Raw genomic sequence first — 22,520 nt, forward strand, 5'->3', positions numbered from 1 at the left:
GACGCACTTCGTCACCGGCGACGACGAACCGGGCCCGCGCCCACGGGACGCTGAGGGGGAAGAAAGGGGAACCGTCGTGATCGTCACGCTGATCGTGCTCTGCGAGGTCGGCTTCTGGGTCCTGCTCGCCGCCGGCCTCGCCGCCCGCTATCTCCTGAAGATGCCCCGGACGGGTATGGCGCTGCTGCTCTGCGAACCGCTCCTGGAGGTCGTGCTCCTCGTCGTCACCGCGATCGACCTCAGGAACGGCGCCGACCCCAGCTGGACGCACGGCCTCGCCGCGCTGTACATCGGCTACACCGTCGGACACGGCCACCGCACCGTGAAGTGGCTCGACGGCCATGCCGCCCACCGCCTCGGCGGCGCCCCGCCGCCCCCGAAGCCCCCGAAGTACGGCATGGCGCGCGCCCGCCACGAGGGCGCGATCTGGCTGGGCACGCTGGTCGGCGGCGCCGTCGCCACCGCCCTGCTGCTCCTGGCCATGTGGTACGTCGGCGACGGGGGGAACACCGACAGCCTGCGTAGCTGGATGTACGCCGCGTGGCGGGCCGTCGGCATCCACGGTGTTATCGCGCTCAGCTACCTCGTCTGGCGGAAGAAGGACCCGGACTCCGGTTCAGCGGTCGCCGCCCGGGACCCAGAGCACGTCCCCGACCTCCTTGTTCGCGGTCCTCGCGAGGATGAAGAGCAGGTCCGATAGGCGGTTGAGGTACGTGGCGGTCAGGGCGTTCATCGTCTCGCCGTGCACCTCCAGGGCCGCCCAGGTGGACCGCTCCGCCCGACGGACCACCGTGCACGCCTGGTGCAGCAGGGCCGCGCCGGGCGTGCCGCCCGGCAGGATGAAGGAGCGCAGCTTGTCGAGCCGCTCCAGGAAGCGGTCGCAGTCGGCCTCCAGCTTGTCGACGTAGGCCTGCTCGACGCGCAGCGGCGGGTACTCGGGGTTCTCCACCACCGGCGTGCAGAGGTCCGCGCCCACGTCGAAGAGGTCGTTCTGGATGCGGGTGAGGACCTGGACGAGCTCCTCGTCGAGCTGCCCGAGGGCGACGGCCGTCCCGATGGCGGCGTTCGCCTCGTTGGCGTCGGCGTAGGCCGAGATCCGCAGATCCGTCTTGGCGGTCCGGCTCATGTCACCGAGAGCCGTGGTGCCCTTGTCGCCGGTACGGGTGTAGATGCGCGTCAGATTGACCATGGGTCCAGCCTAGTTACGCACCGGCGGTCCGGAACGCGCGTGTGCCGACCGTCACGGAGAGCGCCGTCAGTCCGAGGGCGACGAGCACCCCGTACAGCATGGCCGGCGTCGTGTAGTGGCCGATGTACGCCTCCCGTACCGCGTCCACCAGATAGCGGAACGGCATCAGGTGCGAGACCACGTCGAGCCAGCCGGGGGCGAGGGCCATCGGCAGCATCAGCCCCGAGAGCAGCATCGCCGGCATGGCGAGCGTGTTGATCGCGGGGCCGAACTCCTGCGGGGTGCGCAGCCTGAGGGCCAGCGCGTACGAGAGGGAGGCGAGCGCGGCGGAGAGCAGGGCGACGAAGCCGAAGCCGGCGAGGACCCCGGCGACCGGCGCCCGCAGGCCCATGGGGATCGCCGCGAGGACGAGCAGGACCGCCTGGAAGACGAAGAGCGCGGCGTCCCGCAGGACCCGGCCGAGCAGCAGCGCCAGCCGGCTCACCGGGGTGACGCGCATCCGGTCGAACACGCCCCAGCCCTTCTCCATGATGATCGAGAAGCCGGCGTACGAGGCGCCGAAGAGGCCCAGCTGAAGCAGCAGCCCGGGGACGAGGATCTGCCAGGAGTCGCCCTCGCGGCCCAGCGGGAGGCCGGTGAGCAGCGGTCCGAAGAAGAGCAGGTAGAGCAGCGGCATGAGCGCGCCGAAGAAGATCTGGAACGGGGAGCGCAGGGTCTGGCGGGCGTAGCGCCCGAAGACGAGGGCGGTGTCGCGGAGCAGCATCAGGGGTCTCCTAGACGGCTACGGGGGTGGTGTCGGCGGGCGCGGGGCCGCGGCCGGTGACGGCGAGGAAGGCCTCCTGGAGGGTGGTCGCGCCGTGCGTGGCCTTGAGGCCGGCGGGGCTGTCCTCGGCGACGACCGTGCCCTCGTCCACGATCACGAGCCGGTCGGCGAGCGCGTCGGCCTCGTCGAGGTAGTGCGTGGTGAGGACGACGGTGGTGCCGTGCTCGTCGCGCAGCCGCCGGACCAGGGCCCACAGGTCGGCGCGGCTCCCGGGGTCGAGGCCGGTCGTCGGCTCGTCGAGGAAGAGGACCTCCGGCCGGTGGGTGAGCCCCATCGCGAGGTCGAGACGGCGGCGCTGGCCCCCGGAGAGCGCCGGGGTCTTCCGGTCGAGGAGCTCGGTGAGGCCGAGGTCGGCGGCGAGCTCCGCGGCGCGGGCCGTCGCCGTCGCGCGGTCCAGGCCGTAGAGCCTGCCCTGCATGACGAGCTCGGAACGGACGGTCTCCTGGGGGTCGAGGCCGCCGGACTGGGCGACGTATCCGATGCGCCGGCGGACGGCGGCGGGGTCCTCGACGAGGTCGTGGCCGGCGACGGTGGCGGCGCCGCCGGTGGGCGGGAGGAGCGTCGTGAGCATCCGGAGGGTGGTGGTCTTGCCGGCGCCGTTGGGGCCGAGGAGTCCGAGGATCTCGCGGGGCCGGACGGTGAGGTCGATCCCGCGTACGGCCTCCACGGGGCCGTTCCTGGTCGAGAAGGTCCGGGCGAGCCCGGCCGTGCTGATGATGGGCATGGCGACCACAAAAACAGAGTCACTGAAATTTTGCAACGTCTCCAAGTTTTCAGTGGCGCCGAAATTTCAGCGAGCCTAGGATTGCCTAGGATGGAGGCATGGCCGAGGGACTCAGGGAACGCAAGAAGCGCGAGACGAAGCAGCGGATCTCGGACATCGCGACCGGGCTCTTCCTGGAGCGCGGCTTCGTGAGCGTGACCGTCGCGGACGTCGCCGAGGCGGCGGACGTCTCCGTCAACACCGTGTACAACTACTTCCCCGCCAAGGAAGACCTCTTCCTCGACCGGCTCGACGGCGTCACCCAGCGCCTCGCCCGGATGATCCGCGGCCGCGACCGGGGTGAATCCGCCGCCCAGGCGGTCCTGCGGGAGCTGCGCCAGGACATCGGGGCCGTCTCCCCGGCGTACGGACTCATGGACGGCTTCGACGCCTTCATGAACGTCATCGAGCACGCGCCCACCCTGAAGGCCCGCCTCTTCCATCTGCGGGAACAGGTCCAGGAGGCCGTCGTGGCCACCCTGCGCGACGAGACCGGAGCGGCCGCCGACGACCCGCTGCCGCTGCTCGTCGGAGGCCAGCTCGCCTGGATCGAGGCCGCCGTCGTCGGCTACATCACGGGTGAGATGACCGCCGGCCGCAAGGCGACCACCGTCTCCCGCGAGGCCCTCGTCCTCCTCGACGAGATCGAGGAACTGCTCGGCGAGAAGGTCCTCACGTACGCGGTCCGCGAGAGCTGAGGGGTGTCGTGAGTGTGACGTCCGTCAAAGAGGGCGTGACGCGCATTACTTCGCGGTCACATGGCGCCCCCCGACCGCTAATCTCCGCCGGAGAGCCAGAAGTGAACAGGTGTTGAGGGGTGGAAGATCGTGGCCAGGAAGCTCGCCGTCATCGGGGCCGGACTCATGGGATCCGGCATCGCACAGGTCTCGGCACAGGCGGGCTGGGACGTCGTCCTGAGTGACGTCACCGACGCCGCCCTGACCCGCGGCACCGACGGCATCAAGGCGTCGTTCGACCGGTTCGTCGCCAAGGGGAAGCTGACCGAGGCCTACGCCGAGGCCGCCCTGGGCCGCATCGGCGCCACCACCGACCGCGAAGCCGTCGCCGACGCCGACATCGTCGTCGAGGCCGTCTTCGAGAACCTCGACGTCAAGCACGAGATCTTCCGCTCGCTCGACAAGTTCGCCAAGGACGGTGCCGTCCTCGCCTCCAACACCTCCGCGATCCCGATCACCAAGATCGCCGCGGTGACCGAGCGCCCCGAGGCCGTCGTCGGCGTCCACTTCTTCTCGCCGGTCCCGATGATGCAGCTCGTCGAGCTGGTCCGCGGCTACAAGACCAGCGACGAGACCCTCGCAACCGCCCGCGCGTTCGCCGAGTCCGTCGGCAAGACCTGCATCGTCGTCAACCGCGACGTCGCCGGCTTCGTCACCACCCGCCTCATCTCCGCCCTCGTCGTCGAGGCCGCCAAGCTCCACGAGTCGGGCGTCGCCACCGCCGAGGACATCGACATCGCCTGCAAGCTCGGCTTCGGCCACGCCATGGGCCCGCTCGCCACCGCCGACCTCACCGGCATCGACATCCTGGTGAACGCCGCCAACAACATCTACACCGAGTCCCAGGACGAGAAGTTCGCGCCGCCGGAGCTGATGCGCCGGATGGTGGACGCGGGTGACATCGGCCGCAAGAGCGGGCAGGGCTTCTACAAGTACTGAGCCGGACCCGCCACCCCGCCCTCACTCCGTGGGGTGAATTTCGGTATCGGTTCGCTGACAAGGCGCAACGTATCTGCCGGTGCGGCAGTCAGTTGTTGCGAAGACGGAGCACTCTCGGGGAGCGCATATGCACATCAGGGGCGACCACGTCGAGCTGGTCGTCGGGGGCCGCCTCGACGTCCGCAGCGCGGCGGACGCCCGTACGGTCCTGCACTCGGCCGTCGACGACGGAGTCGGCGACCTGGTGCTCGACCTGACCGGCCTCGACTCCTGGGACGCGACCGGGCTCGGCGTCATCATGGGCGCCCACCGCAGGGCCGGCCGCTGCGGCCGGCGCCTCGTCCTGCGCGGGGTGCCGCCCCAGATGCAGCGGCTCCTCGTCGCCACCCGGCTGCACCGCATCCTCGCCATCGAGGGCGGCCTCGCCCTGGAGTCCCTGCCCCGCGTGTGACCCCCGGGGCGCCCCCGGCGCCCCCGCCGTCTGTGAAGCAGCTGTGTGAACCAGGCGTCACGCTCAATCCTCACAAGACCGTGACGTCTTGGTCTCGGGAGCACCCCGGCTGTTCCCGAGCGTCTGACCACGGTCTAGGGTTCGGTCGCCCGCACCTTGACGGACCGCCCGCCCGGGGACGGAACCACCGGCGGGCACCGGACACCGCTTCTTGGGGGCTTGCACCATGGACCCGATCAACCCTGGGTCGGAGGAGTACGGTCACGACACCGAGGGCGAGGAGGCCCGCCAGGGCCGCGGCGTGCCCGCGCAGACGCCCGCGCGCGCCCGCGTCGTCCGGCTCGTCTCCGGCGAACTGCTCCTCACCGTCAACCCCGTCGACGGCAGCGAGATCGAACCCTGCCCGCCCGGGCAGGAACCGGCCGCCCCCCGCCCGCGCACCCCCGAGGAGCGCGCCGAGGCCGACCGCGCCGCCACCCCGCCCGCCGTGCCGGGCCCCGCCGCACCCGAGCTGCCCCTACTCGAACGCCAGGAGGAGCGCGAGCGGCTCGCCGGCATCCTCGGCAGGGGCCGCTGCGCCCGTCTCATCGGCGCCCCCGGATCCGGCCGCACCGCCCTCCTCGACGCCGTCGCCGCCGACTGCGCCGGCCTCGCCCCCCGACGGCGTCGTCCGCCTCTCCGGCCACCACCGCACCCCCACCGAACTGCTCCACGAGCTGTTCACCGCCGTCCGCCACGCCCCCGACCAGCGCCCCGACCGCGCAGGCCTCCTCGACCGGCTCCGCGACGTCGGCGCCGTGGTCGTCGTCGACGACCTGGAGTTCGGCGGCGCCGCCCTCGACGAGCTCCTCGCCGCCGCCCCCGAGTGCGCCTTCCTCCTCGCCGCAGGCCCCGAGACACCCGCCCCCTCCGCCGACGCCCCCGTCGAGGAGGTCCTCCTCGCCGGCCTCGGCCGCGGCGCCGCGCTCGCGCTCCTGGAGAGCGCCGTCGGCCGCCCCCTCACCGACGAGGAGGCCAACTGGGCCGGCGACCTGTGGTTCGAGTCCGAAGGCCTCCCGCTCCGCTTCGTCCAGGCCGGCGCCCTGCTCCGCCAGCGCGACCGGCTGCGCGTCACCCCCGCCGAGTTCGACGCCTTCGGCGCCCTCGAAGAGGCCTTCGGCCCCACCGACCCGGCGGTGGCGGCCGCCGCCGCTGCCGCCGCCTTCGACGGCGTCGAGGACCCCGACGTCGAGCTGCGCGAGATACCGCTGCCCAGCCTCGGCGAAGGCGCCGCACCCGCCGCCCTCCTCGCCTCCCGGCTCAGCCGCTCCGCCCAGACCGCGCTGCGCTTCGCCGTCGCCCTCGGCGGCGAGGTCCCGCACCAGGCCCACCTCCCGGCCCTCGTCGGCGACACCCACGCCGACGCGGCCCTCGGCGAACTCATGGCCTGCGGACTGCTCTCCCCGGTCGGCCCCCGCTACCGGCTCGCCGCCGGCGTCCTCACCCAGCTCCTCGCCCACGGCTACGAGCACGAGGCCTCCGACCGCGCCCACACCGTCGCCCAGCACTACGCCTGGTGGACCGCCCACCCCTCCGTCACCCCCGAACGGGCCGCCGCCGAGTCCGACGCCCTCCTCGCCGCCCTCACCGCGCTGATCCCCGGCGCCGGCGACACCGCGGCCGAGCACCGGGCCACCGCCGTCCTCCTCGCCCGCGCCGCCGCGCCCGCCTTCGCCGCCGGACTGCACTGGGGCGCCTGGGAACGCGCCCTGCGCGCCGGACAGGAAGCCGCCCGGCTCGCCGGAGAGGTCGCCGAGGAGGCCTACTTCCACCACGAGCTCGGCGTCCTCGCGATCTGCGCCGGGAACCTGGAGCGCGCCCGCGCCGAGCTGGAGGCCTCCATCGGCATGCGCGGGGTGCTCGCCGACAAGCGCGGCACCGTCGCCGGCCGCCGGGCGCTGGCGCTCGTCGCCGACCTCTCCGGCGCCCACGCCCCCGCCCCCCGCGCCGAGGAGCCCGTCTCCCCGCCGCGCGGCACCCCCGCCCTGCGCGGCCCGGCCGCCCGCCCCGCCCTCCCGCGCCCGGAGCCCGTCACGGCACCGCTGCCGGGCGGCCCCGTCCGGGCCCCGGCGGCGGCCCCGGTGCCCGCCTTCCCGGACTTCGCCGACGAGGGCCCCACCCTCATCGCCCGCCACGACACCGCCGAGAAGGACGGCCGCCGGCCCGGCCTCAGGGGCGGCATCCTCGGCGGCGCCCGCCGCAACCTCGTCGCCGTCGGCGCGGGCGCGCTCCTCGTCGCCGTCCTCGGCACCGTCGTGACCCTCGGCGCCACCTCCGGCAACGGCGAGGACCCCGGCACCGGCCGCGTCACCTCCGACAGCACCGCGAGCGAGAGCGGCACCGAGGACGGCCTCGACGGCGAGGAGCCGCCCGCCGAGGACGAGGCCGAACCGGGCGAGACCGGGAAGGCGACCCACTCGGACTCCCCGAGCCCCTCCGGCTCCGGCAGCGCCTCGCCGTCCGCCTCGACGGACCCGTCGACGTCGGGCTCCCCGTCGCCCTCGGACAGCCCGTCAAAGACGACCGGGGCGCCGACGGCGAGCACGGCACCGCCGACCCGGCCCACGGCGACCCGGCCGCCGACGACGGCCACCTCGTCGCCGAAGCCGACCACGTCGTCGCCGACGACGCCGCCGACGACCACCACCCCGCCGCCCACCACCACTCCGCCGCCCACGACGGTCCCGCCGACGACGACGGCCCCGCCGGGGTCGGGCGAGACCACGACCCTCGGCGCCTCCTCGGGCAGCCCCGAGGGCTCGGAGTCGCCCGCCTGACCCCGTACGGACACGACGACGGCCCCGGGCGCGCTCACCGCACCCGGGGCCGTCCCCGTACTCGTACTCCCGCCGCGGCTAGAACAGCCGCAGCTTGTCGTCCTCGATGCCGCGCAGCGCGTCGTAGTCGAGGACCACGCAGCCGATCCCGCGGTCCGTCGCGAGGACCCGCGCCTGCGGCTTGATCTCCTGGGCCGCGAAGAGGCCCTTCACCGGCGCCAGGTGCGGGTCGCGGTTCAGCAGCTCCAGGTAGCGGGTCAGCTGCTCGACGCCGTCGATCTCACCGCGCCGCTTGATCTCCACCGCGACCGTCGCGCCGTCGGCGTCCCGGCACAGGATGTCCACGGGGCCGATCGCGGTCGGGTACTCGCGGCGGATCAGGGTGTAGCCCTCACCGAGGGTCTCGATCCGGTCGGCGAGGAGCTCCTGGAGGTGCGCCTCGACGCCGTCCTTGATGAGGCCCGGGTCCACGCCCAGTTCGTGCGAGGAGTCGTGGAGGATCTCCTCCATCGTGATGATCAGTTTCTCGCCCGCTTTGTTGATCACGGTCCAGATGCCCGCCTCACCCTCGGCACCCTCCTTCAGGGTGCACGGCGGCGACATCCAGTTGAGCGGTTTGTACGCCCGGTCATCCGCGTGGATGGAGACGCTGCCGTCTGCCTTGACGAGGATCAGACGGGGCGCGGAGGGCAGGTGGGCCGTGAGCCGGCCCGCGTAGTCCACGGAGCAACGGGCGATGACGAGACGCATGGTCGCCAACGCTACAAGACGGGCGCTCTTCCGCGCGATTCGGGCATCGGCCGGACGCCGGGTGGGGGTCGTCGTGAGCCGAACACCCGTCGGTTATCAGCCGGTTGTGTGCCCATTCTTCTGGTGCGGCCCGGACTGCGCGCTTACCGTGGAAGCTGGAGGTCGTCGTCCGTGCACGCTGCGTGGCGTACGGCCGGCCTTCGTCCCTGCCCGCAAGACCCCGTCCGCGGGGTCGCGAGAGGAGAACCCATGTCGCTCGACGTCTCACCGGCACTGTTGGAACAGGCCGAGCGAGGCGAGGTCGACGAAGCCGACTTCGTCGACTGCGTCCGGACCTCCCTGCCCTACGCATGGGAGATGATCAGTTCTCTGGTGGCACAGCTGAAGGTCGACGGCGGAGAGTTCGCCGACAACCAGACGCCGCCGCCGAATGAGCAGGCACGTGGTCAGCTGCTGCGCGCGCTCGCGAGCGATGCCATTCGTGGTGCGCTGCAGCGGCACTTCGGGGTGCGTCTCGCCTTCCAGAACTGCCACCGCGTGGCGGTCTTCCCACTGGACCCGTCGGTGGACGAGCGGCTCGCCCGTTTCACGTCCGTACGGGGACAGCTGCTGAACCAGTCGCCGGAACTGCGCGACTGCTGAGACATGGTGCTGCCGCTCCGCACCGCGGGAGGAGGTGCTCGATGCGAGCCGACCCGCGTCGCCGCCGACAGGTGCCGGAGCGGCAGCGCGGTCCCGGACGGGGCCGCGCTCATACCAGGAGGGGCAGGACCTCCGCGCCCAGCCGCCGGACGTTCTCCTCGGTCGCCGCGAGGTCGCCCGAGCCCTCCGCGAGCAGGGCGAAGCGCGTGATGCCCGTACGCTCCGCGGTCGCCGCGAGCCGGTCCGCCGCGCGCCGGGGCGTGCCCACAGGGTGCAGCCCGCACAGCAGCTCCGTGTACGCCACGGGGTCCCGCATCGCCCGGTGCCGGCCGTCCACCGTCACGTGCGCGTCGAGCCCCTGCTTCAGCCAGCCCGGCATCGCCTTCACCAGCGCCTCCGCCGCCTCCGCCCCCCGGTCCGCGAGCTGGGTCACCCCGGCCGAGACATGGCCGGCGCCGATCCGCGCGATCTCGTCAGGGTCCCGCCCGGCCTCCCGTGCGCACCGGCCCCAGGCCGCGACCATCTCGGCCTTCTCCTCGTCGCCGCAGTGCATGCCGAGCAGCATCGGCAGCCCGCGCTCCGCCGCGAGCCGCACGCTCTTCGGCGAGGTGCAGGCCACCACCACCTCGGGGGAGGACTCCCCGCCGATCAGCTCGTCGGGCCGCGGCACCACGGGCACCTCACGGAAAGCGAATCGTTCCCCCTCGGCACCCACGCGCGGCTCGGTGAGCCAGCGCAGCAGCAGGTCGAGCGATGCGGGGAACCCCTTCTCGTACGCTTCGAGGCCCGCGCCGAACACCTCCAGGTCGACCCAGGGCCCGCCCCTGCCCACCCCGAGGGTGAACCTGCCGCCCGAGGTGAGGTGCAGCAGCGCCGCCTGCTCGCCCAGGGCGACCGGGTGGACGGTCGGCAGCACGCTCACCGCCGTGCCCACCCGGAGCCGGCGGGTGCGGCCGAGCAGCAGCGCGGCCAGTGTCACGGCCGAGGGGCAGACCCCGTACGGCACGAAGTGGTGCTCGGCGAGCCAGACGGAGTCGAGCCCCGCCTCCTCGGCCACCTCGGCGGTCCGCACCGCCCGGTGCAGTGCCTCCCCCTGGCCCTGGCCCGGGAACTGGGCTGCCAGAACGAACGTACCCACGCGCATCGCCTTCTGCCTCCTTGCGGCCGACGCGTATCTCCCCTCGCACTGGCACCAACGTCTGACACGTGCCAAAGGCAACGGCCGTTCATGAAGTTCTTGCGATTTTCGGCTAAGCCGTCCCGGACGGGGCCCGGGGCACCGGGTGGCGGCCCGTAGGCTGGAGAGAACGGTCCGTGTTCCCAGACCCCGTGAGGTGTGCCCGTGTCCCCGCGTCACAACCGCTCCAAAGGTGGCGGTAAGCCCGAGCAGCAGGGCGACCACGGCGACCGGTACGGCGGTGCGCAGAGCACCGAGAGCTGGCAGGGCGAGGAGTGGTACGTCCGGCTCGTCGCCGGGGCGAGCGCGCCGGGCAAGCGCTACCGCTGCCCGGGCTGCGACCAGGAGATCCCGTCCGGCGCCCCGCACGTGGTCGCCTGGCCGGAGTGGGGCGGGGTCGACGACCGCCGCCACTGGCACAAGGCCTGCTGGAACGCGAAGGACCGCCGCACCAGCAGGGTGCAGCGGTCCCGTAACGCGCCGAGGTACTGAGGGTCAGACGTCGCGGCTGTTCAGCAGGGCGAAGGCGCCGCCCAGCGCCACGGCCGCGGCCGCGGCAATGATCAGCAGCGGCTCCCAGCCCGCCGGGCCCGAGTCGCCGAACGGCGGCCGCTCGCTGTAGAGCGCGATCATCTGCGAGGGGATCGCGTAGGTGAACAGGAACTCCTGCACCGACTTCAGCGCCTCGGAGAACATGAACAGCGCCGCCACCAGCGGGAGCAGCAGCAGGCCGATCATCACCGTGATCGCGCCGGCCGAGTGCCGGATCAGCGTCCCCACGCCGAGCGACATCAGCCCGAGCACGGCCAGGTAGGCGCCCGCGCCGACCGTCGCCCGCAGCCACTCGCCACCCGTCGGCGCCGCAGCCGTGTCCACGAGCGCGACCTGCGCCAGCGCCACGAGCGTCGCGACCACGGTGGTGACCGTGAAGACCAGCAGGAAGAAGACGATCGCCTTCGCCACGAGCACCCGGGCCCGGCTCGGGCAGGCCGTCAGGGTCGTACGGATCATGCCCGTGCCGTACTCGGAGGCGATCGTCAGGACGCCGAGCGTGATCACACAGATCGACGCCGGCAGCATCCCGAAGAAGCCGAAGCCGAGCGCGGACTCCTCGCCCATCGGGGCCTCGGACGACGACGCGATCGCGGCGACGCCCAGACCGATGGCGAACATCAGCAGGATCATGACCCCGAGCGTCCACATCGTCGAACGCACCGAGCGGATCTTCGTCCACTCGGAGGCGAGCGCGTCACCGAGGTGCGCGGCGCGGACCGGGATGGGGGAGACGTAGGCGTGCGGCGCCGGGGCGTGCTGCGGGTGCGCGGGGGCGGTCATCGGGCGTCCTTCGGGGTGTCGCTCGGCTGCGGGAGACCCGGCTGCGGGGCGGCCGGAGGGGCGTACGGGCCCGGCGCGGGGGCGTAGGGGGCCTGCGGAGCACCGCCGTACGGGTTCTGTCCGGGCGGCGGCGGGGCGTACCAGCCCTGCTGCGGCACCTCGTGGACCTGCGGCTGCGGCGGCATCCCGTACCCCGGCTGTCCCGGCTGCACGGGCGGCTGGAGGTGGGCGAGACGGTCGTCGGTGGAGCGGTAGTCCACGGCGCCCTGCGTCAGCCGCATGTACGCCTCCTCCAGCGAGGCCTGGTGCGGGGACAGCTCCCAGAGCCGTACGTCCGCGCCGTGCGCCAGGTCGCTGATCCGCGGCAGCGGCAGGCCCGTGACGCGCAGCGCGCCGTCCGGCTCGGACAGCACCTGCCCGCCGGCCTCCATGAGCACCGACGTCAGCTTCTCCCGCTGGGCCGGCTCGGTCCCCGGGGTCCGCACCCGGGCGAAGTCGGCGGAGTTCGCCGAGATGAAGTCCGTGACGCTCATGTCCGCGAGCAGCTGCCCCCGGCCGATCACGATCAGGTGGTCGGCCGTCAGCGCCATCTCGCTCATGAGGTGGCTGGAGACGAAGACCGTGCGGCCTTCGGCGGCCAGCTTCTTCATCAGGTTCCGCACCCAGAGGATGCCCTCGGGGTCCAGGCCGTTGACGGGCTCGTCGAAGAGCAGCACCTGCGGGTCGCCGAGCAGGGCCGCCGCGATGCCGAGCCGCTGCCCCATGCCGAGGGAGAAGCCCTTCGAGCGCCGCTTGGCGACGTCCTGGAGGCCGACGACCCCGAGGACCTCGTCGACGCGCTGCGCCGGGATGCCGGCCAGCTGCGCCAGCGACAGCAGGTGGCTGCGCGCGCTCCGGCCGCCGTGCACGGCCTTGGCGTCGAGGAGCGCGCCGACCTGCCGGGGCGCGTTCGGCAGCTGCCGGAAGGGGTGGCCGCCGATCGTGACATGGCCCGCGGAGGGTCGGTCGAGCCCGAGGATCATGCGCATCGTGGTCGACTTGCCCGACCCGTTGGGCCCCAGGAACCCGGTGACGACCCCGGGCCTCACCCGGAAGGAAAGGTTGTACACGGCCGTCTTGGCGCCATAGCGCTTCGTCAGGCCGACTGCCTCGATCATTACTCCAGCCCCATCGACAGGTCGGTGCATCCATGTCGGGGCGTGGCGGCCGAAGGCCGGAGCCCCCCGTATGAGCTAGGAGCTTATCCAGCCGTTGACGGTTCCGCCGAAGCGGAACCGTGATCCTCCTGTGAGCGGGGGCCTACGCGTCCCGGCGCTTCAGCACCAGATAGCCGCCGAGCAGCGCGGCCGCGACCCAGAGCAGCATGATCCCGAGCCCGCCCCAGGGGCCGTACGGCGCCGGGTCCGAGCCCATCGCGTCCGGCACCACCTGCATGATCTTGGAGCCGGCCTGGTCGGGGAAGTACTTGGCGACCTCCTTGGCCTTCGGGACCGCCGACAGGATCTGCGAGATGAGGAAGAAGAACGGCACCAGGATGCCCAGCGACAGCATCGAGGAGCGGAGCATCGTCGCCACGCCCATCGAGAAGATCGCGATCAGACCCATGTAGAGGCCGCCGCCGACCACCGCGCGCAGCACGTTGTCCGCGCCGAGGGTGGTGCGGTGCTCGCCGAGCAGCGCCTGCCCGAGGAAGAACGACAGGAAGCTGGTCACCAGGCCCACGATCAGGGAGAGCCCGCCGGCCACGGCGATCTTCGAGAAGAGGAAGGACGCGCGCTGCGGGACCGCCGCGAGCGAGGTGCGGATCATGCCCGAGGAGTACTCGGTGCCGACCACGAGGACACCGAAGACCACCATCGCCAGCTGGCCGAGGACCATCCCGGAGAAACTGGCGAACGTCGGGTCGAAGGTGGCCCGCTCCGTCTCGCTGAGGTCGTCGAAGGTCCCCTTGAACAGGGCGCACAGCGCCGCGCTCATCGCCACCGTGACGAGGAGGGCGCTCGCCAGCGTCCAGACGGTCGACGACACCGTCCGGATCTTGGTCCACTCGGACTGCAGGACCGCGGATGCCGCTGCCATCGTTCAGGCTCCCTCGGGGGACGAGTCGTGGGTGGAGTGCGCGGGGTCCGTCCCCGCGTCCGCGCCCCAGCGGGGGCCGGGCGGCACGGCGCCGCCGTGTACGTCGGTGCCGTGCGCGTGGTACTCCACCGCGCCGGCCGTCATCTGCATGAACGCTTCTTCGAGGGAGGCGCGCTGCGCGCTCAGCTCGTGCAGCACGAGCCCGTTCTCCGCCGCCAGCTCGCCCAGCTTCTCGGTCGTCGCGCCGTCCACCTCAAGGGTGCCGTTGCCCGCCTCGACCGCGATGAATCCGTTGGCGTGGAGCACGTCCCGCAGTCTTTCCTGCTGCGGCGAGCGCATCCGCACATAACTCCGGGAATTCTGCTGGATGAAATCCGCCATCGAGGTGTCGGCCAGGAGTCTCCCCTGCCCGATCACGATGAGGTGATCGGCCGTCAGCGCCATTTCGCTCATCAGATGACTGGAAACGAAGATCGTCCGGCCCTCGGCCGCCAACGCCTTCATCAGATTGCGGATCCAGTGAATTCCCTCGGGGTCCAGACCATTGACGGGTTCGTCGAACATCAGGATCTCGGGATCCCCGAGGAGCGCCGACGCGATCCCGAGCCGCTGCCCCATGCCGAGGGAGAATCCCTTGGACTTCTTCTTCGCGACCGGCGTCAGACCCACCAGGTCGAGCACCTCGCCCACCCGGCTCGCCGGGATGCGGTTGGACTGCGCCAGACACAGCAGGTTGTTGTACGCGGAGCGGCCGCCGTGCATCGCCTTGGCGTCGAGCAGCGCCCCGATGTACTTCAGGGGCTCCGCCAGCTCCCGGTAGTGCTTGCCGTCGATCCGGACCGTCCCGCTCGTCGGGTTGTCCAGGTCGAGCATCATCCGCATCGTCGTCGACTTGCCCGCCCCGTTCGGCCCGAGGAAGCCGGTGACCACGCCGGGACGCACCTGGAAGGAGAGGTGGTCGACCGCGGTCTTCGCCCCGTAGCGCTTGGTCAGGCCCTGAAGCTCGATCATGCGACCCAACCTACGGGCGCGCAAAACCCTCCGCCACCGGAATGACGGAGGGTTCTGGCAGATGCCGCCTGTTCGTTACGCGGCGGCCGCGCGGGTCATCGGGACTGCTGCGCCGGGACGCCGGCCGTGCGCTCGTCGTCGATCGGGGAGCCGGCCGCCGCCACCGCGGCACCGGTCAGCGTCGCCAGCATCTCGCGGACGTTGGTCAGCTGCGCGTTGATCGAGTCGCGGCGGTTCGTCAGCGCCGCGAGCTCGCGCTCCGATTCCGAACGGATCCGGTCGGCCTTGGCGTTCGCGTCGGCCACGATGTCCTCGGCCTGGCGCTGCGCGGTCTCCACCGTCTGACGGGCCCGGCGCTCCGCGTCGGTCCGCAGCTTCTCGGCCTCCAGGCGGAGCTGCTCGGCGCGGTGCTCGATCTCCGCGAGGCGCTTCTCGGCCTTGGCCTGACGCGAGGCCAGGTCGCGCTCCGACTGCTCGCGGCGCTTCGCCAGGTTCGTCTCGAAGTCCGCGGCGGCCTGGGCGGCCTTGGCGCGGGTCTCCTCGAAGAGGGCGTCCGCCTCCTCACGCTTCGACTGCGCGTCCTTCTGCGCCTCGGCACGCAGCGTGTTGGCCTCGCCCTGCGCCTTCTCGACGATCCGGACGCCCTCGTCCTCGGCCTTCGACTTGCGCTCGGCCGCGAACGACTCCGCGTCGTTGCGCACCTGCTGGGCGGCCGACTCGGCCAGCTCGCGGTGCTGCTCGGCGGCGCGACGGGCCTCCTCACGCAGGTCCTTGGCCTCCTCCTCGGCGAGCCGGAGGATCTTCTCGACCCGGGCGCCGAGCCCCGCGTACGACGGCTCGGCGTCGGTCACCTGCGCCTGGGCGTTCTGCGTCTCGAGGTGGAGCTCCTCGATCCGCTTCTCCAGGGAGGTGATGCGGGACAGGGCGCTGTCGCGGTCGGCCACGAGCTTGGTAATGCGGTCGTCCACCTGACCGCGGTCGTAACCGCGCCGCACGAGCTCGAAGCCGAAGGGGGAGGAAGTGTCGCTCATGGGGTTCCTGTCGAATGAGACCGGTGAGGTGTTAGAGGGAATCCTAGGGGCCGAAGCGGCGTGTCATCGAGCGTATGCCCGTTTGATCTGGAGAATGTCCAGCCTTTTGAGTGGCTAGCCGTCCTGGGACTTGCCACCCGTACGAGTGGACCCCGCCGACGCACCCGCCTTGACCCCGTCCTTTCCGGCGGACGGCGTCTCGAAAGACTCCAACGCCTCCAGGACGTCCTGGACACGGGAGATCTCCGCATTGATGTCCTTGCGACGCCGTGTCAGGGTCTCCAGCTCGCGCTGTCCTTCCGCGACCGTCTTCTCGGCCTCGGCGGCGGCCTCCGCGCGGATCCGCTCGGCCTCCGCCTTGATGGCCTCGGCCTCCGCGATCAGCGAGGCCTTCTTCTGTGCGGCCTCCTTCAGGAGCCCGTCCGCCTTGCGGACCGCGGCGATCCGGACCTTGCTCGCCTCCGAACTCGCGTCGGAGAGCAGCTCCTTCGCCTTCTCCTCCGCCTCGGCACGCTGCTCGGTCGCGGCCTTCACCAGCTTGTCGACGCGCTCGCCGGCCGTCTTCATCTGCTCCGACGTCTCGCGCCGCGCCCGCTCGTGCAGCTCCTCGATCTCGCTCTCGATCCGGCCCCGCAGCTCCTCGGCCCGCTCCCTTATGGCCGTCGCGTCGCTGCGGGCACCGACCAGGAGCTCGTCCGCGTCCGTTCGGGCCTTCTCCACCAGCGAGTTGCCCTCGACGGTCGACTCGGCGACGATCCGCTCGGCCTCCTTGCGGGCCGCGCCGACCATCGTGTCCGCCTGCGACTCGGCCTCCGTGGTGGCGCGCAGCGCCTCCTCCTGGGCCTTGGCGACGAGCTGGTCGGCCTGCTCGGCCGCGTCGGAACGCTTCCGCGCCCCGGCCTCCCGGGCTTCGTCGAGGATCCGGTCGGCCTCCTCGCGGGCCTCGGCACGCATCTGCTCGCCCGCCGCGGCCGCGTCGGCCTTGACCCGCTCCGACTCGGTACGGATCCGCTCCGCGTCCCGCAGGGCCTCGGCGATCGCCGCGGCGCCCTCGGCGCGCAGCCGCTCGGCCTCCTCCGAGGCCGCGCCGACGGTCCGGCCCGCTTCGGCACGGGCGTCCGCGCCGACCGAATCGGCCAGCTCGGCCGCCTCGTTCACGATCCGCTCGGCTTCGGCGCTCGCCTCGCCGACGAGGCTGTCGGCCTGCTCGGCGGCGTCCGTGCGGCGCTTGTCGGCGGCCTTGCGGGCCTCGTCCAGGATCTGGTCGGCGTCGGCCAGCGCGGCGTTGCGCAGGGCCTGCGCGTGCGCCTCGCCGTCGGCCTTGACCTGCTCCGCCTCCGCGCGCAGCCGCTGGGAGTCCCGCTCGGTGGTCTCGCGCAGCTCGGCGGCCTCCGCCGCGATCCGCTCGGCCTCGGCGGTGGCCTCGCCGATGAGGGTGTCGGCCTGCTCGGCGGCGTCCGTGCGGCGCTTGTCGGCGGCCTTGCGGGCCTCGTCGAGGACCTGCTCGCCCTCGGCGCGGGCCTCCGCGCGCAGCGCCTCCGCCTGCGCCTCGCCCTCGGCCTTGACCTGCTCGGCCTCGGCCCGCAGGCGCAGGGCGTCCTGTTCGGTCGTCTCCATGAGCTCGACCGCCTCGGCGGTGAGCCGCTCGGCCTCGGCGGTGGCCTCGCCGATGAGGGTGTCGGCCTGCTCGGCGGCGTCCGTGCGGCGCTTGTCGGCGGCCTTGCGGGCCTCGTCGAGGACCTGCTCGCCCTCGGCGCGGGCCTCCGCGCGCAGCGCCTCCGCCTGTGCCTCGCCGTCCGCCTTGACCTGCTCGGCCTCGGCGCGCAGCGCGGCGGCCTCGGCGGTGAGCCGCTCGGCCTCGGCGGTGGCCTCGCCGATGAGGGTGTCGGCCTGCTCGGCGGCGTCCGCGCGCCGCTTGTCCGCGACCTGACGGGCCTCGTCCAGGACCTGCTCGGCCTCGGCCGCGATCCGCTCGGCCTCGGCACGCGCCTCGCCGACCGTCGTCTCGGCGCGCTCGGCGGCCTCCGAACGGATCCGGTTGGCGTCGTCCCGGGCGTCCGCGCGCGTGCGGGCCGCGTCCTGCTCCGCCGAGGCGAGCGAGTCCGTCACCTCGGTCCGTACCCGCTGCGCGTACTCGGCGGTGTCCGACCGCAGCTTCTCGGCCTCGGCGAGCGCGTCCGTGACGGTCCGCTCCGCCAGCGCCTTCGCGGCCTCCGACTCCTCCTGGGCGCGCTCCCGGGTGCGGACGGCGTCCTCGGACGCCCGCTCCCGCTCCTCGTACGCGTCGGCGCGGACCCGGTCCGCCTCCTCCTGCGCCTCGGTCCGCGTCCGCTCGGCCGCGTGCTCGGCGGCGCTGCGCAGCCCGGCGATCTCCTCCTCGGCCTGCTCGCGCAGCCCGGCCACCGAGTCCCGCACCTCCTGGGCGGCTCGCGAGGCCGTGGTGACCATCTCGGTCGCCCGCGTGTCCGCCTCCTCGACCAGGCGCTGCGCCTCGGTCTGGGCCTCCTCGACCCGCTTGCGGGCGGCGGCGAGGAGCTCCTCGGACTGCTCGCGGGCGTGCTCGCGCTCGCGGCCGGCCTCGGAGCGGGCCGAGTCGAGGGTCTCCTCGGCCTCCCGGCGGCGCCGGACGGCCTCCTCCTGCGCGGCGGCCAGTGCCTCGGCGGCCTCGGCGGCCACCCGCTCGGCGGCGGCGGCGGCCTCGGCCCGCACCCGGTCGGCGGTCTCCTGGGCCTCGGACCTCAGGCGCTCGGCCTCCTCGGAGGCCTCGGTGCGGAGCCGTACCGCGGCGGACTCGGCCTCGGTGCGCGCGGTGGACGCGTCCGACGCGGCCTCGGCACGCAGCCGCTCGGCCTCCTGCTCGGCCTGCTCCTGGAGCGTACGGATCCGCTCGGCGGCCTCCGTCCGCTGCCGCTCCGTCTCCTCGGCGGCCTCCCGCCGGATCCGCTCGCCCTCGGCGCGGGCGTCGCTGAGCTCCTCGCCGGCCGCGGCGACCTTCGCCGCGGCGTCGTTGTGCAGCCGGGTCAGCTCCTCGGCGGCCTCCTCGCGGCGGGCCTCGGCGGCCCGCTCGGCGTCCGCGCGCAGCCCGGCGGCGGCCTGCTCGGCCGCGGCCTTCACCGACTCGGCCTGCTCCTCGGCCTCGGCGCGCAGCCGTTCGGCCTCGGCGCGGGTGCGCTCCAGGGTCTCCTCGGCCTGGGTCCGGAGCGTCTGGGCGCGCTCCATCGCCTCCGACTTGACCCGCTCGCCCTCGGCACCGGCCTTGGCGCGCTGTTCCTCGGCGTCCGTACGGGCCGTGGTGAGGAGCTCCTCGGCGGTCTTCGCCGCCTCCTCGATCTGCTGGAGGGCCTCGCGCCGGGCCTCGCCGCGGATCCGCTCGCCCTCGTCGACGGCCTCGGCGCGCAGCGCCTCGGCCTCGCCGCGCAGCCGGCGGGCCTCCTCCTGGAGCTCGACCGTCTTGGCGCGGTACTCCTTGGTGTCGTCCTTCGCGGAGCCGAGCAGCTCGTCGGCCTGCTCCCCGGCCTCGGCGCGCAGCCGGTCCGCCTCGGTCTCGGCTTCGCGGCGGACCCGCTCGGCCTCCTCGGAGGCCTTGCGGGTGGTCTCCCGGGCGTCCTCGGACGCCTTGGTGAGGATCTCCTCGGCGTTGCGGGCGGCCTTGGCGAGCGCGGCAGCGGAGTCCTCGGCGGCGGCCGTGACGGCCTTCTCGGAGGCCTCGGTGACGAGCTTCTCGGCCTCGGCGGTGGCCTCGCGGAGCTTCTCCTCGGCCTCGGCCTTGAGGGCCTCGGCCTCCTTGGTGGCCTCGCCGACGAGGCGGGCGATCTCGGTCTTGGCGGTGCGGGTGCGCTGCTCGTTGACCGACTCGGCCGAGGAGAGCTGCCGGGCGGCGGACTCCTTGGCCTCGGCGAGGGTCTTCTCGGCCTCGGCGCGGGCGAGCCGGAGCTTCTCCTCGGCCTCCTGCATGCGCTGCTCGGCGGCGCGGGAGAGCTCGGTGGCCTGCCGGCGGGCCTGGTCGGTCTCGGCGGCGGTGCTGGAGCGGAGCTGCTCGGCGTGGGTGGTGGCCTCCTGCGCCTGGCTGGAGGCGGCGCCGATGAGCCGCTCGGCGTCCCTGCGCGCGCGCAGGAGAATCGCTTCGGCCTCGGCACGGGCGGACTCCGCCTCGGCACCGACCCGGCGGCTGGTCTCCTCGGCGAGCCGGGTGGCCTCGGCGCGGGCGGTGGCGAGCGACTGCTCGGCCTCCGCGCGGGACTCCTCCATCAGGCGGCGGGCCTGGGACTCCGTGCGGGCGCGCAGCTGTTCGGCCCAGGCCACGTTCTCGTTGACGTGCGCCTCGACGGTCTGGCGGCGCTCGTTGAGCTCCTGGTCGAGCTGCTGGCGGCGCTGGACGGCCTCGTTGTGCAGTTCGGCCTGGAGCCTGGCCTGGTGCTCGGCGTGCTCCTGGAGGATGCGCTGGGTCTGGGCGCGGGCATCGCGCAGCTCGCGCTCGGCGTCCTGCCGGAGCTGCTCGGCCTGCGCCTGGGCGTTCCGCAGCATCTGCTCGGCCTGGTAGCCGATGTCGGCGCTGTCGTACGCGGGCCGGGACGCGATGGTGCGGCGCGCCTCGTGGAGCTTGGCCCGCAAGACCTCGACCTGGTAGCCCAGGTCCTCGGCATGCTGGACGGCCTTCTCGCGTTCGGTCTTCAGCCGGTCCATCTCGGCTTCGAACCTGGCGAGATGGTCGTCTTCAGCTCGGTGGCTCTCCTGGCGTTCGTAGCCCCGCACTGCGCGGTCCCATCCTTCCCCGAGCTCTTCGAGCAGGGGAGACCCCAACCCTGGTCGCAACTCCAACGAGCACGCCCTCAGGCCGAGGACGGGCCCCCGGGGAATCGTGGCAGATCGGACGACCCCGACATCCCGACTTCGGTGCCGCACGGAGCGGCCCCGACCGGCCCCGGCCCGGAGCCGCCCACTCTACCGGGCCAGGAATCCGGAGGTCAGTGCTCCGCTGAGGAGTGGTCAGCGGACGGCTCGGCCGAGGTGACCAGTTCGGTGAGGACTCCGTGGCAGTCCTTGGGGTGGAGGAAGGTGATCCGGGAGCCCATGGAGCCGATCCGGGGCTCGTCGTAGAGGACGCGGACGCCCTTGCCGCGGATGGCCTCGGCCTCCCCGTCGACGTCCGCGGTGCCGAAGGCGATGTGGTGCACGCCCTCGCCGTTCTTGGCGAGCCACTTGCCCACCGCGGAGTCCTCCCGGGTCGGCTCCAGGAGCTGGAGGTACGAGGCCCCGCCGTCGTCGGTGGCGTTGATCTTGAGCATGGCCTCGCGGACGCCCTGCTCCTCGTTGACCTCGGAGTGGTAGACCTCGAAACCGTACGTGGCACGGTAGAACTCGACGGTCTTGTCCAGGTCGAAACAGGCGATCCCGATGTGGTCGATACGCGTCAGCATGCCTCCAGTGCACCGCTGGAAGGGTGGTTACGCAACGTGCGCGCGATCACACCATCCGGCCGGTGACCGCGCGCGGCGCCTCTCAGTACATTGGCGGTAAACCCTCGTTCACTCCTCATCCCAAGGGGCCGTGCCTCATGTCTGGAACGACCGGTACCACCTCAGTGATCGTCGCGGGCGCCCGCACGCCCATGGGTCGCCTGCTCGGCTCGCTCAAGTCCTTCTCGGGCGCCGACCTCGGCGGCTTCGCCATCAAGGCCGCCCTGGACCGGGCCGGCATCGGCGGCGACCAGGTGCAGTACGTGATCATGGGCCAGGTGCTCCAGGCGGGCGCCGGGCAGATCCCCGCCCGTCAGGCCGCCGTCAAGGCCGGCATCCCGATGAACGTCCCGGCGCTCACCATCAACAAGGTGTGTCTCTCGGGTCTCGACGCCATCGCGCTCGCCGACCAGCTGATCCGCGCCGGTGAGTTCGACGTCGTCGTCGCCGGCGGCCAGGAGTCCATGACGAACGCCCCGCACCTGCTGCCGAAGTCCCGCGAGGGCTTCAAGTACGGCGCCATCGAGATGCTCGACGCGATGGCGTACGACGGCCTCACGGACGCCTTCGAGGGCATCGCCATGGGCGAGTCCACCGAGAAGCACAACACCCGCCTGGGCATCCAGCGCCCCGAGCAGGACGAGATCGCCGCGCTCTCGCACCAGCGCGCCGCCGCCGCGCAGAAGAACGGCATCTTCGAGGCCGAGATCACCCCGGTCGAGATCCCGCAGCGCAAGGGCGACCCGGTGATCTTCTCGAAGGACGAGGGCATCCGCGCGGAGACCACCGCCGAGTCCCTCGGCAAGCTCCGTCCCGCCTTCGCCAAGGACGGCACCATCACCGCCGGCACCTCCTCGCAGATCTCCGACGGCGCCGCCGCCGTGGTCGTGATGAGCAAGGCCAAGGCGGAGGAGCTCGGCCTGGAGTGGATCGCCGAGATCGGCGCCCACGGCAATGTCGCGGGTCCGGACAACTCGCTCCAGTCGCAGCCGTCCAACGCGATCCTGCACGCCCTCAAGAAGGAGGGCCTGGGCGTCGAGGACCTCGACCTGATCGAGATCAACGAGGCCTTCGCCGCGGTCGCCGTCCAGTCAATGAAGGACCTGGGCGTTACCCCCGAGAAGGTGAACGTCAACGGCGGCGCGATCGCCCTCGGCCACCCCATCGGCATGTCCGGCGCCCGTGTCGTGCTGCACCTCGCGCTGGAGCTCAAGCGGCGCGGCGGCGGCATCGGCGCGGCCGCCCTGTGCGGCGGCGGCGGCCAGGGCGACGCCCTGATCGTCCGCGTGTCCGGCAAGTAAGCACCGATCCGAGGAGCAGC

19 protein-coding genes and 1 pseudogene are annotated in these 22,520 nt (G+C 72.8%); 8 read left to right on the forward strand and 12 right to left on the reverse strand.

Features of this window, described 5'->3' with window-relative positions; all coding sequences use genetic code 11:
- Positions 1 to 76 precede the first annotated feature (76 nt).
- The gene (locus tag ACN9MM_RS26790) at positions 77 to 700 is read left to right on the forward strand and encodes a hypothetical protein (protein ID WP_426366165.1); all 624 of its coding nucleotides are present in this window, start codon (positions 77 to 79) and stop codon (positions 698 to 700) included.
- Here ACN9MM_RS26790 and ACN9MM_RS26795 read toward each other — a convergent pair.
- From ACN9MM_RS26795 to ACN9MM_RS26805, 3 genes are read right to left on the reverse strand one after another with little or no spacing between them, the layout of a single operon-like run.
- Entirely contained in the window at positions 617 to 1,189 is a 573-nt protein-coding gene (locus tag ACN9MM_RS26795) for a cob(I)yrinic acid a,c-diamide adenosyltransferase (protein WP_426366166.1), read from the reverse strand. The genes ACN9MM_RS26790 and ACN9MM_RS26795 overlap by 84 nt on opposite strands.
- Before the next feature lie 13 nt (positions 1,190 to 1,202).
- The gene (locus ACN9MM_RS26800; protein WP_426366167.1) at positions 1,203 to 1,952 is read right to left on the reverse strand and encodes an ABC transporter permease; all 750 of its coding nucleotides are present in this window, start codon (positions 1,950 to 1,952) and stop codon (positions 1,203 to 1,205) included.
- A gap of 10 nt (positions 1,953 to 1,962) precedes the next feature.
- A complete protein-coding gene (locus tag ACN9MM_RS26805; RefSeq protein ID WP_426366168.1) occupies positions 1,963 to 2,736 on the reverse strand; it encodes an ABC transporter ATP-binding protein in 774 nt (257 codons plus the stop codon).
- Positions 2,737 to 2,834: 98 nt separating this feature from the next.
- On the opposite strand from ACN9MM_RS26805, the gene ACN9MM_RS26810 reads away from it, so the two are divergent.
- From ACN9MM_RS26810 to ACN9MM_RS26825, 4 genes and pseudogenes are all read left to right on the forward strand, one after another.
- On the forward strand, positions 2,835 to 3,473 hold the full coding sequence (locus ACN9MM_RS26810) for a TetR/AcrR family transcriptional regulator (RefSeq protein WP_426366169.1): 639 nt from the start codon (positions 2,835 to 2,837) through the stop codon (positions 3,471 to 3,473).
- A 129-nt stretch (positions 3,474 to 3,602) separates the two neighbouring features.
- Positions 3,603 to 4,451: a 3-hydroxyacyl-CoA dehydrogenase family protein gene (locus ACN9MM_RS26815; RefSeq protein ID WP_426366170.1), complete on the forward strand. Its 849-nt coding sequence runs from the start codon at positions 3,603 to 3,605 to the stop codon at positions 4,449 to 4,451.
- A 127-nt stretch (positions 4,452 to 4,578) separates the two neighbouring features.
- On the forward strand, positions 4,579 to 4,902 hold the full coding sequence (locus ACN9MM_RS26820; RefSeq protein ID WP_030210572.1) for an STAS domain-containing protein: 324 nt from the start codon (positions 4,579 to 4,581) through the stop codon (positions 4,900 to 4,902).
- Between the two features lie 226 nt (positions 4,903 to 5,128).
- Positions 5,129 to 7,718: pseudogene (locus ACN9MM_RS26825) on the forward strand (ATP-binding protein).
- Between the two features lie 78 nt (positions 7,719 to 7,796).
- Here the strand turns inward: ACN9MM_RS26825 and nucS are convergent.
- On the reverse strand, positions 7,797 to 8,468 hold the full coding sequence (gene nucS / locus ACN9MM_RS26830) for an endonuclease NucS (protein WP_426366171.1): 672 nt from the start codon (positions 8,466 to 8,468) through the stop codon (positions 7,797 to 7,799).
- 249 nt (positions 8,469 to 8,717) lie between these two features.
- On the opposite strand from nucS, the gene ACN9MM_RS26835 reads away from it, so the two are divergent.
- Positions 8,718 to 9,110, forward strand: a complete 393-nt coding sequence (locus ACN9MM_RS26835) for an SCO5389 family protein (RefSeq protein WP_015036224.1) — start codon at positions 8,718 to 8,720, stop codon at positions 9,108 to 9,110.
- A gap of 109 nt (positions 9,111 to 9,219) precedes the next feature.
- Here ACN9MM_RS26835 and ACN9MM_RS26840 read toward each other — a convergent pair whose 3' ends face one another.
- Entirely contained in the window at positions 9,220 to 10,254 is a 1,035-nt protein-coding gene (locus tag ACN9MM_RS26840) for an LLM class flavin-dependent oxidoreductase (protein ID WP_426366172.1), read from the reverse strand.
- Positions 10,255 to 10,452: 198 nt separating this feature from the next.
- On the opposite strand from ACN9MM_RS26840, the gene ACN9MM_RS26845 reads away from it, so the two are divergent.
- Positions 10,453 to 10,779 carry an ATP/GTP-binding protein gene (locus tag ACN9MM_RS26845; RefSeq protein WP_426366173.1) on the forward strand — a complete coding sequence of 109 codons (327 nt, stop codon included), beginning with the start codon at positions 10,453 to 10,455 and terminating at the stop codon, positions 10,777 to 10,779.
- A 3-nt stretch (positions 10,780 to 10,782) separates the two neighbouring features.
- Here the strand turns inward: ACN9MM_RS26845 and ACN9MM_RS26850 are convergent, their stop codons facing one another.
- The 7 genes from ACN9MM_RS26850 to mce all read right to left on the reverse strand — a co-directional run bounded on the left by ACN9MM_RS26850 (position 10,783) and on the right by mce (position 21,160).
- Positions 10,783 to 11,622, reverse strand: coding sequence for an ABC transporter permease (locus ACN9MM_RS26850; RefSeq protein WP_426366174.1), 840 nt, complete (start codon positions 11,620 to 11,622; stop codon positions 10,783 to 10,785).
- On the reverse strand, positions 11,619 to 12,779 hold the full coding sequence (locus ACN9MM_RS26855) for an ABC transporter ATP-binding protein (protein ID WP_426366175.1): 1,161 nt from the start codon (positions 12,777 to 12,779) through the stop codon (positions 11,619 to 11,621). Before ACN9MM_RS26855 ends, ACN9MM_RS26850 begins: the two co-directional genes overlap by 4 nt.
- A 142-nt stretch (positions 12,780 to 12,921) precedes the next feature.
- On the reverse strand, positions 12,922 to 13,701 hold the full coding sequence (locus ACN9MM_RS26860; protein WP_426366176.1) for an ABC transporter permease: 780 nt from the start codon (positions 13,699 to 13,701) through the stop codon (positions 12,922 to 12,924).
- A 3-nt stretch (positions 13,702 to 13,704) separates the two neighbouring features.
- On the reverse strand, positions 13,705 to 14,712 hold the full coding sequence (locus tag ACN9MM_RS26865; RefSeq protein ID WP_426366178.1) for an ABC transporter ATP-binding protein: 1,008 nt from the start codon (positions 14,710 to 14,712) through the stop codon (positions 13,705 to 13,707).
- A gap of 95 nt (positions 14,713 to 14,807) precedes the next feature.
- A complete protein-coding gene (locus tag ACN9MM_RS26870) occupies positions 14,808 to 15,743 on the reverse strand; it encodes a cellulose-binding protein (RefSeq protein WP_382868093.1) in 936 nt (311 codons plus the stop codon).
- 114 nt (positions 15,744 to 15,857) lie between these two features.
- Complete coding sequence (gene scy / locus ACN9MM_RS26875) at positions 15,858 to 20,495, reverse strand: polarized growth protein Scy (RefSeq protein ID WP_426366179.1); 4,638 nt, start codon at positions 20,493 to 20,495, stop codon at positions 15,858 to 15,860.
- A 212-nt stretch (positions 20,496 to 20,707) separates the two neighbouring features.
- Entirely contained in the window at positions 20,708 to 21,160 is a 453-nt protein-coding gene (gene mce / locus ACN9MM_RS26880) for a methylmalonyl-CoA epimerase (RefSeq protein ID WP_382868095.1), read from the reverse strand.
- A 137-nt stretch (positions 21,161 to 21,297) separates the two neighbouring features.
- On the opposite strand from mce, the gene ACN9MM_RS26885 reads away from it, so the two are divergent.
- Positions 21,298 to 22,500, forward strand: a complete 1,203-nt coding sequence (locus tag ACN9MM_RS26885) for an acetyl-CoA C-acetyltransferase (RefSeq protein WP_382868096.1) — start codon at positions 21,298 to 21,300, stop codon at positions 22,498 to 22,500.
- Positions 22,501 to 22,520 lie beyond the last annotated feature (20 nt).

It is taken from the genome of Streptomyces sp. E-08 (genome assembly GCF_049913095.1).
Taxonomy (GTDB): Bacteria; Actinomycetota; Actinomycetes; order Streptomycetales; family Streptomycetaceae; genus Streptomyces.

Coding starts and splice junctions, on each gene's coding strand:
- ACN9MM_RS26795 (WP_426366166.1), bottom strand. CDS start 1,189: ATGGTCAATCTGACGCGCATCTACACCCGTACCGGCGACAAGGGCACC.
- ACN9MM_RS26800 (WP_426366167.1), bottom strand. CDS start 1,952: ATGCTGCTCCGCGACACCGCCCTCGTCTTCGGGCGCTACGCCCGCCAG.
- ACN9MM_RS26805 (WP_426366168.1), bottom strand. CDS start 2,736: ATGCCCATCATCAGCACGGCCGGGCTCGCCCGGACCTTCTCGACCAGG.
- ACN9MM_RS26810 (WP_426366169.1), top strand. CDS start 2,835: ATGGCCGAGGGACTCAGGGAACGCAAGAAGCGCGAGACGAAGCAGCGG.
- ACN9MM_RS26820 (WP_030210572.1), top strand. CDS start 4,579: ATGCACATCAGGGGCGACCACGTCGAGCTGGTCGTCGGGGGCCGCCTC.
- nucS (WP_426366171.1), bottom strand. CDS start 8,468: ATGCGTCTCGTCATCGCCCGTTGCTCCGTGGACTACGCGGGCCGGCTC.
- ACN9MM_RS26835 (WP_015036224.1), top strand. CDS start 8,718: ATGTCGCTCGACGTCTCACCGGCACTGTTGGAACAGGCCGAGCGAGGC.
- ACN9MM_RS26840 (WP_426366172.1), bottom strand. CDS start 10,254: ATGCGCGTGGGTACGTTCGTTCTGGCAGCCCAGTTCCCGGGCCAGGGC.
- ACN9MM_RS26850 (WP_426366174.1), bottom strand. CDS start 11,622: ATGACCGCCCCCGCGCACCCGCAGCACGCCCCGGCGCCGCACGCCTAC.
- ACN9MM_RS26855 (WP_426366175.1), bottom strand. CDS start 12,779: ATGATCGAGGCAGTCGGCCTGACGAAGCGCTATGGCGCCAAGACGGCC.
- ACN9MM_RS26860 (WP_426366176.1), bottom strand. CDS start 13,701: ATGGCAGCGGCATCCGCGGTCCTGCAGTCCGAGTGGACCAAGATCCGG.
- ACN9MM_RS26865 (WP_426366178.1), bottom strand. CDS start 14,712: ATGATCGAGCTTCAGGGCCTGACCAAGCGCTACGGGGCGAAGACCGCG.
- ACN9MM_RS26870 (WP_382868093.1), bottom strand. CDS start 15,743: ATGAGCGACACTTCCTCCCCCTTCGGCTTCGAGCTCGTGCGGCGCGGT.
- mce (WP_382868095.1), bottom strand. CDS start 21,160: ATGCTGACGCGTATCGACCACATCGGGATCGCCTGTTTCGACCTGGAC.
- ACN9MM_RS26885 (WP_382868096.1), top strand. CDS start 21,298: ATGTCTGGAACGACCGGTACCACCTCAGTGATCGTCGCGGGCGCCCGC.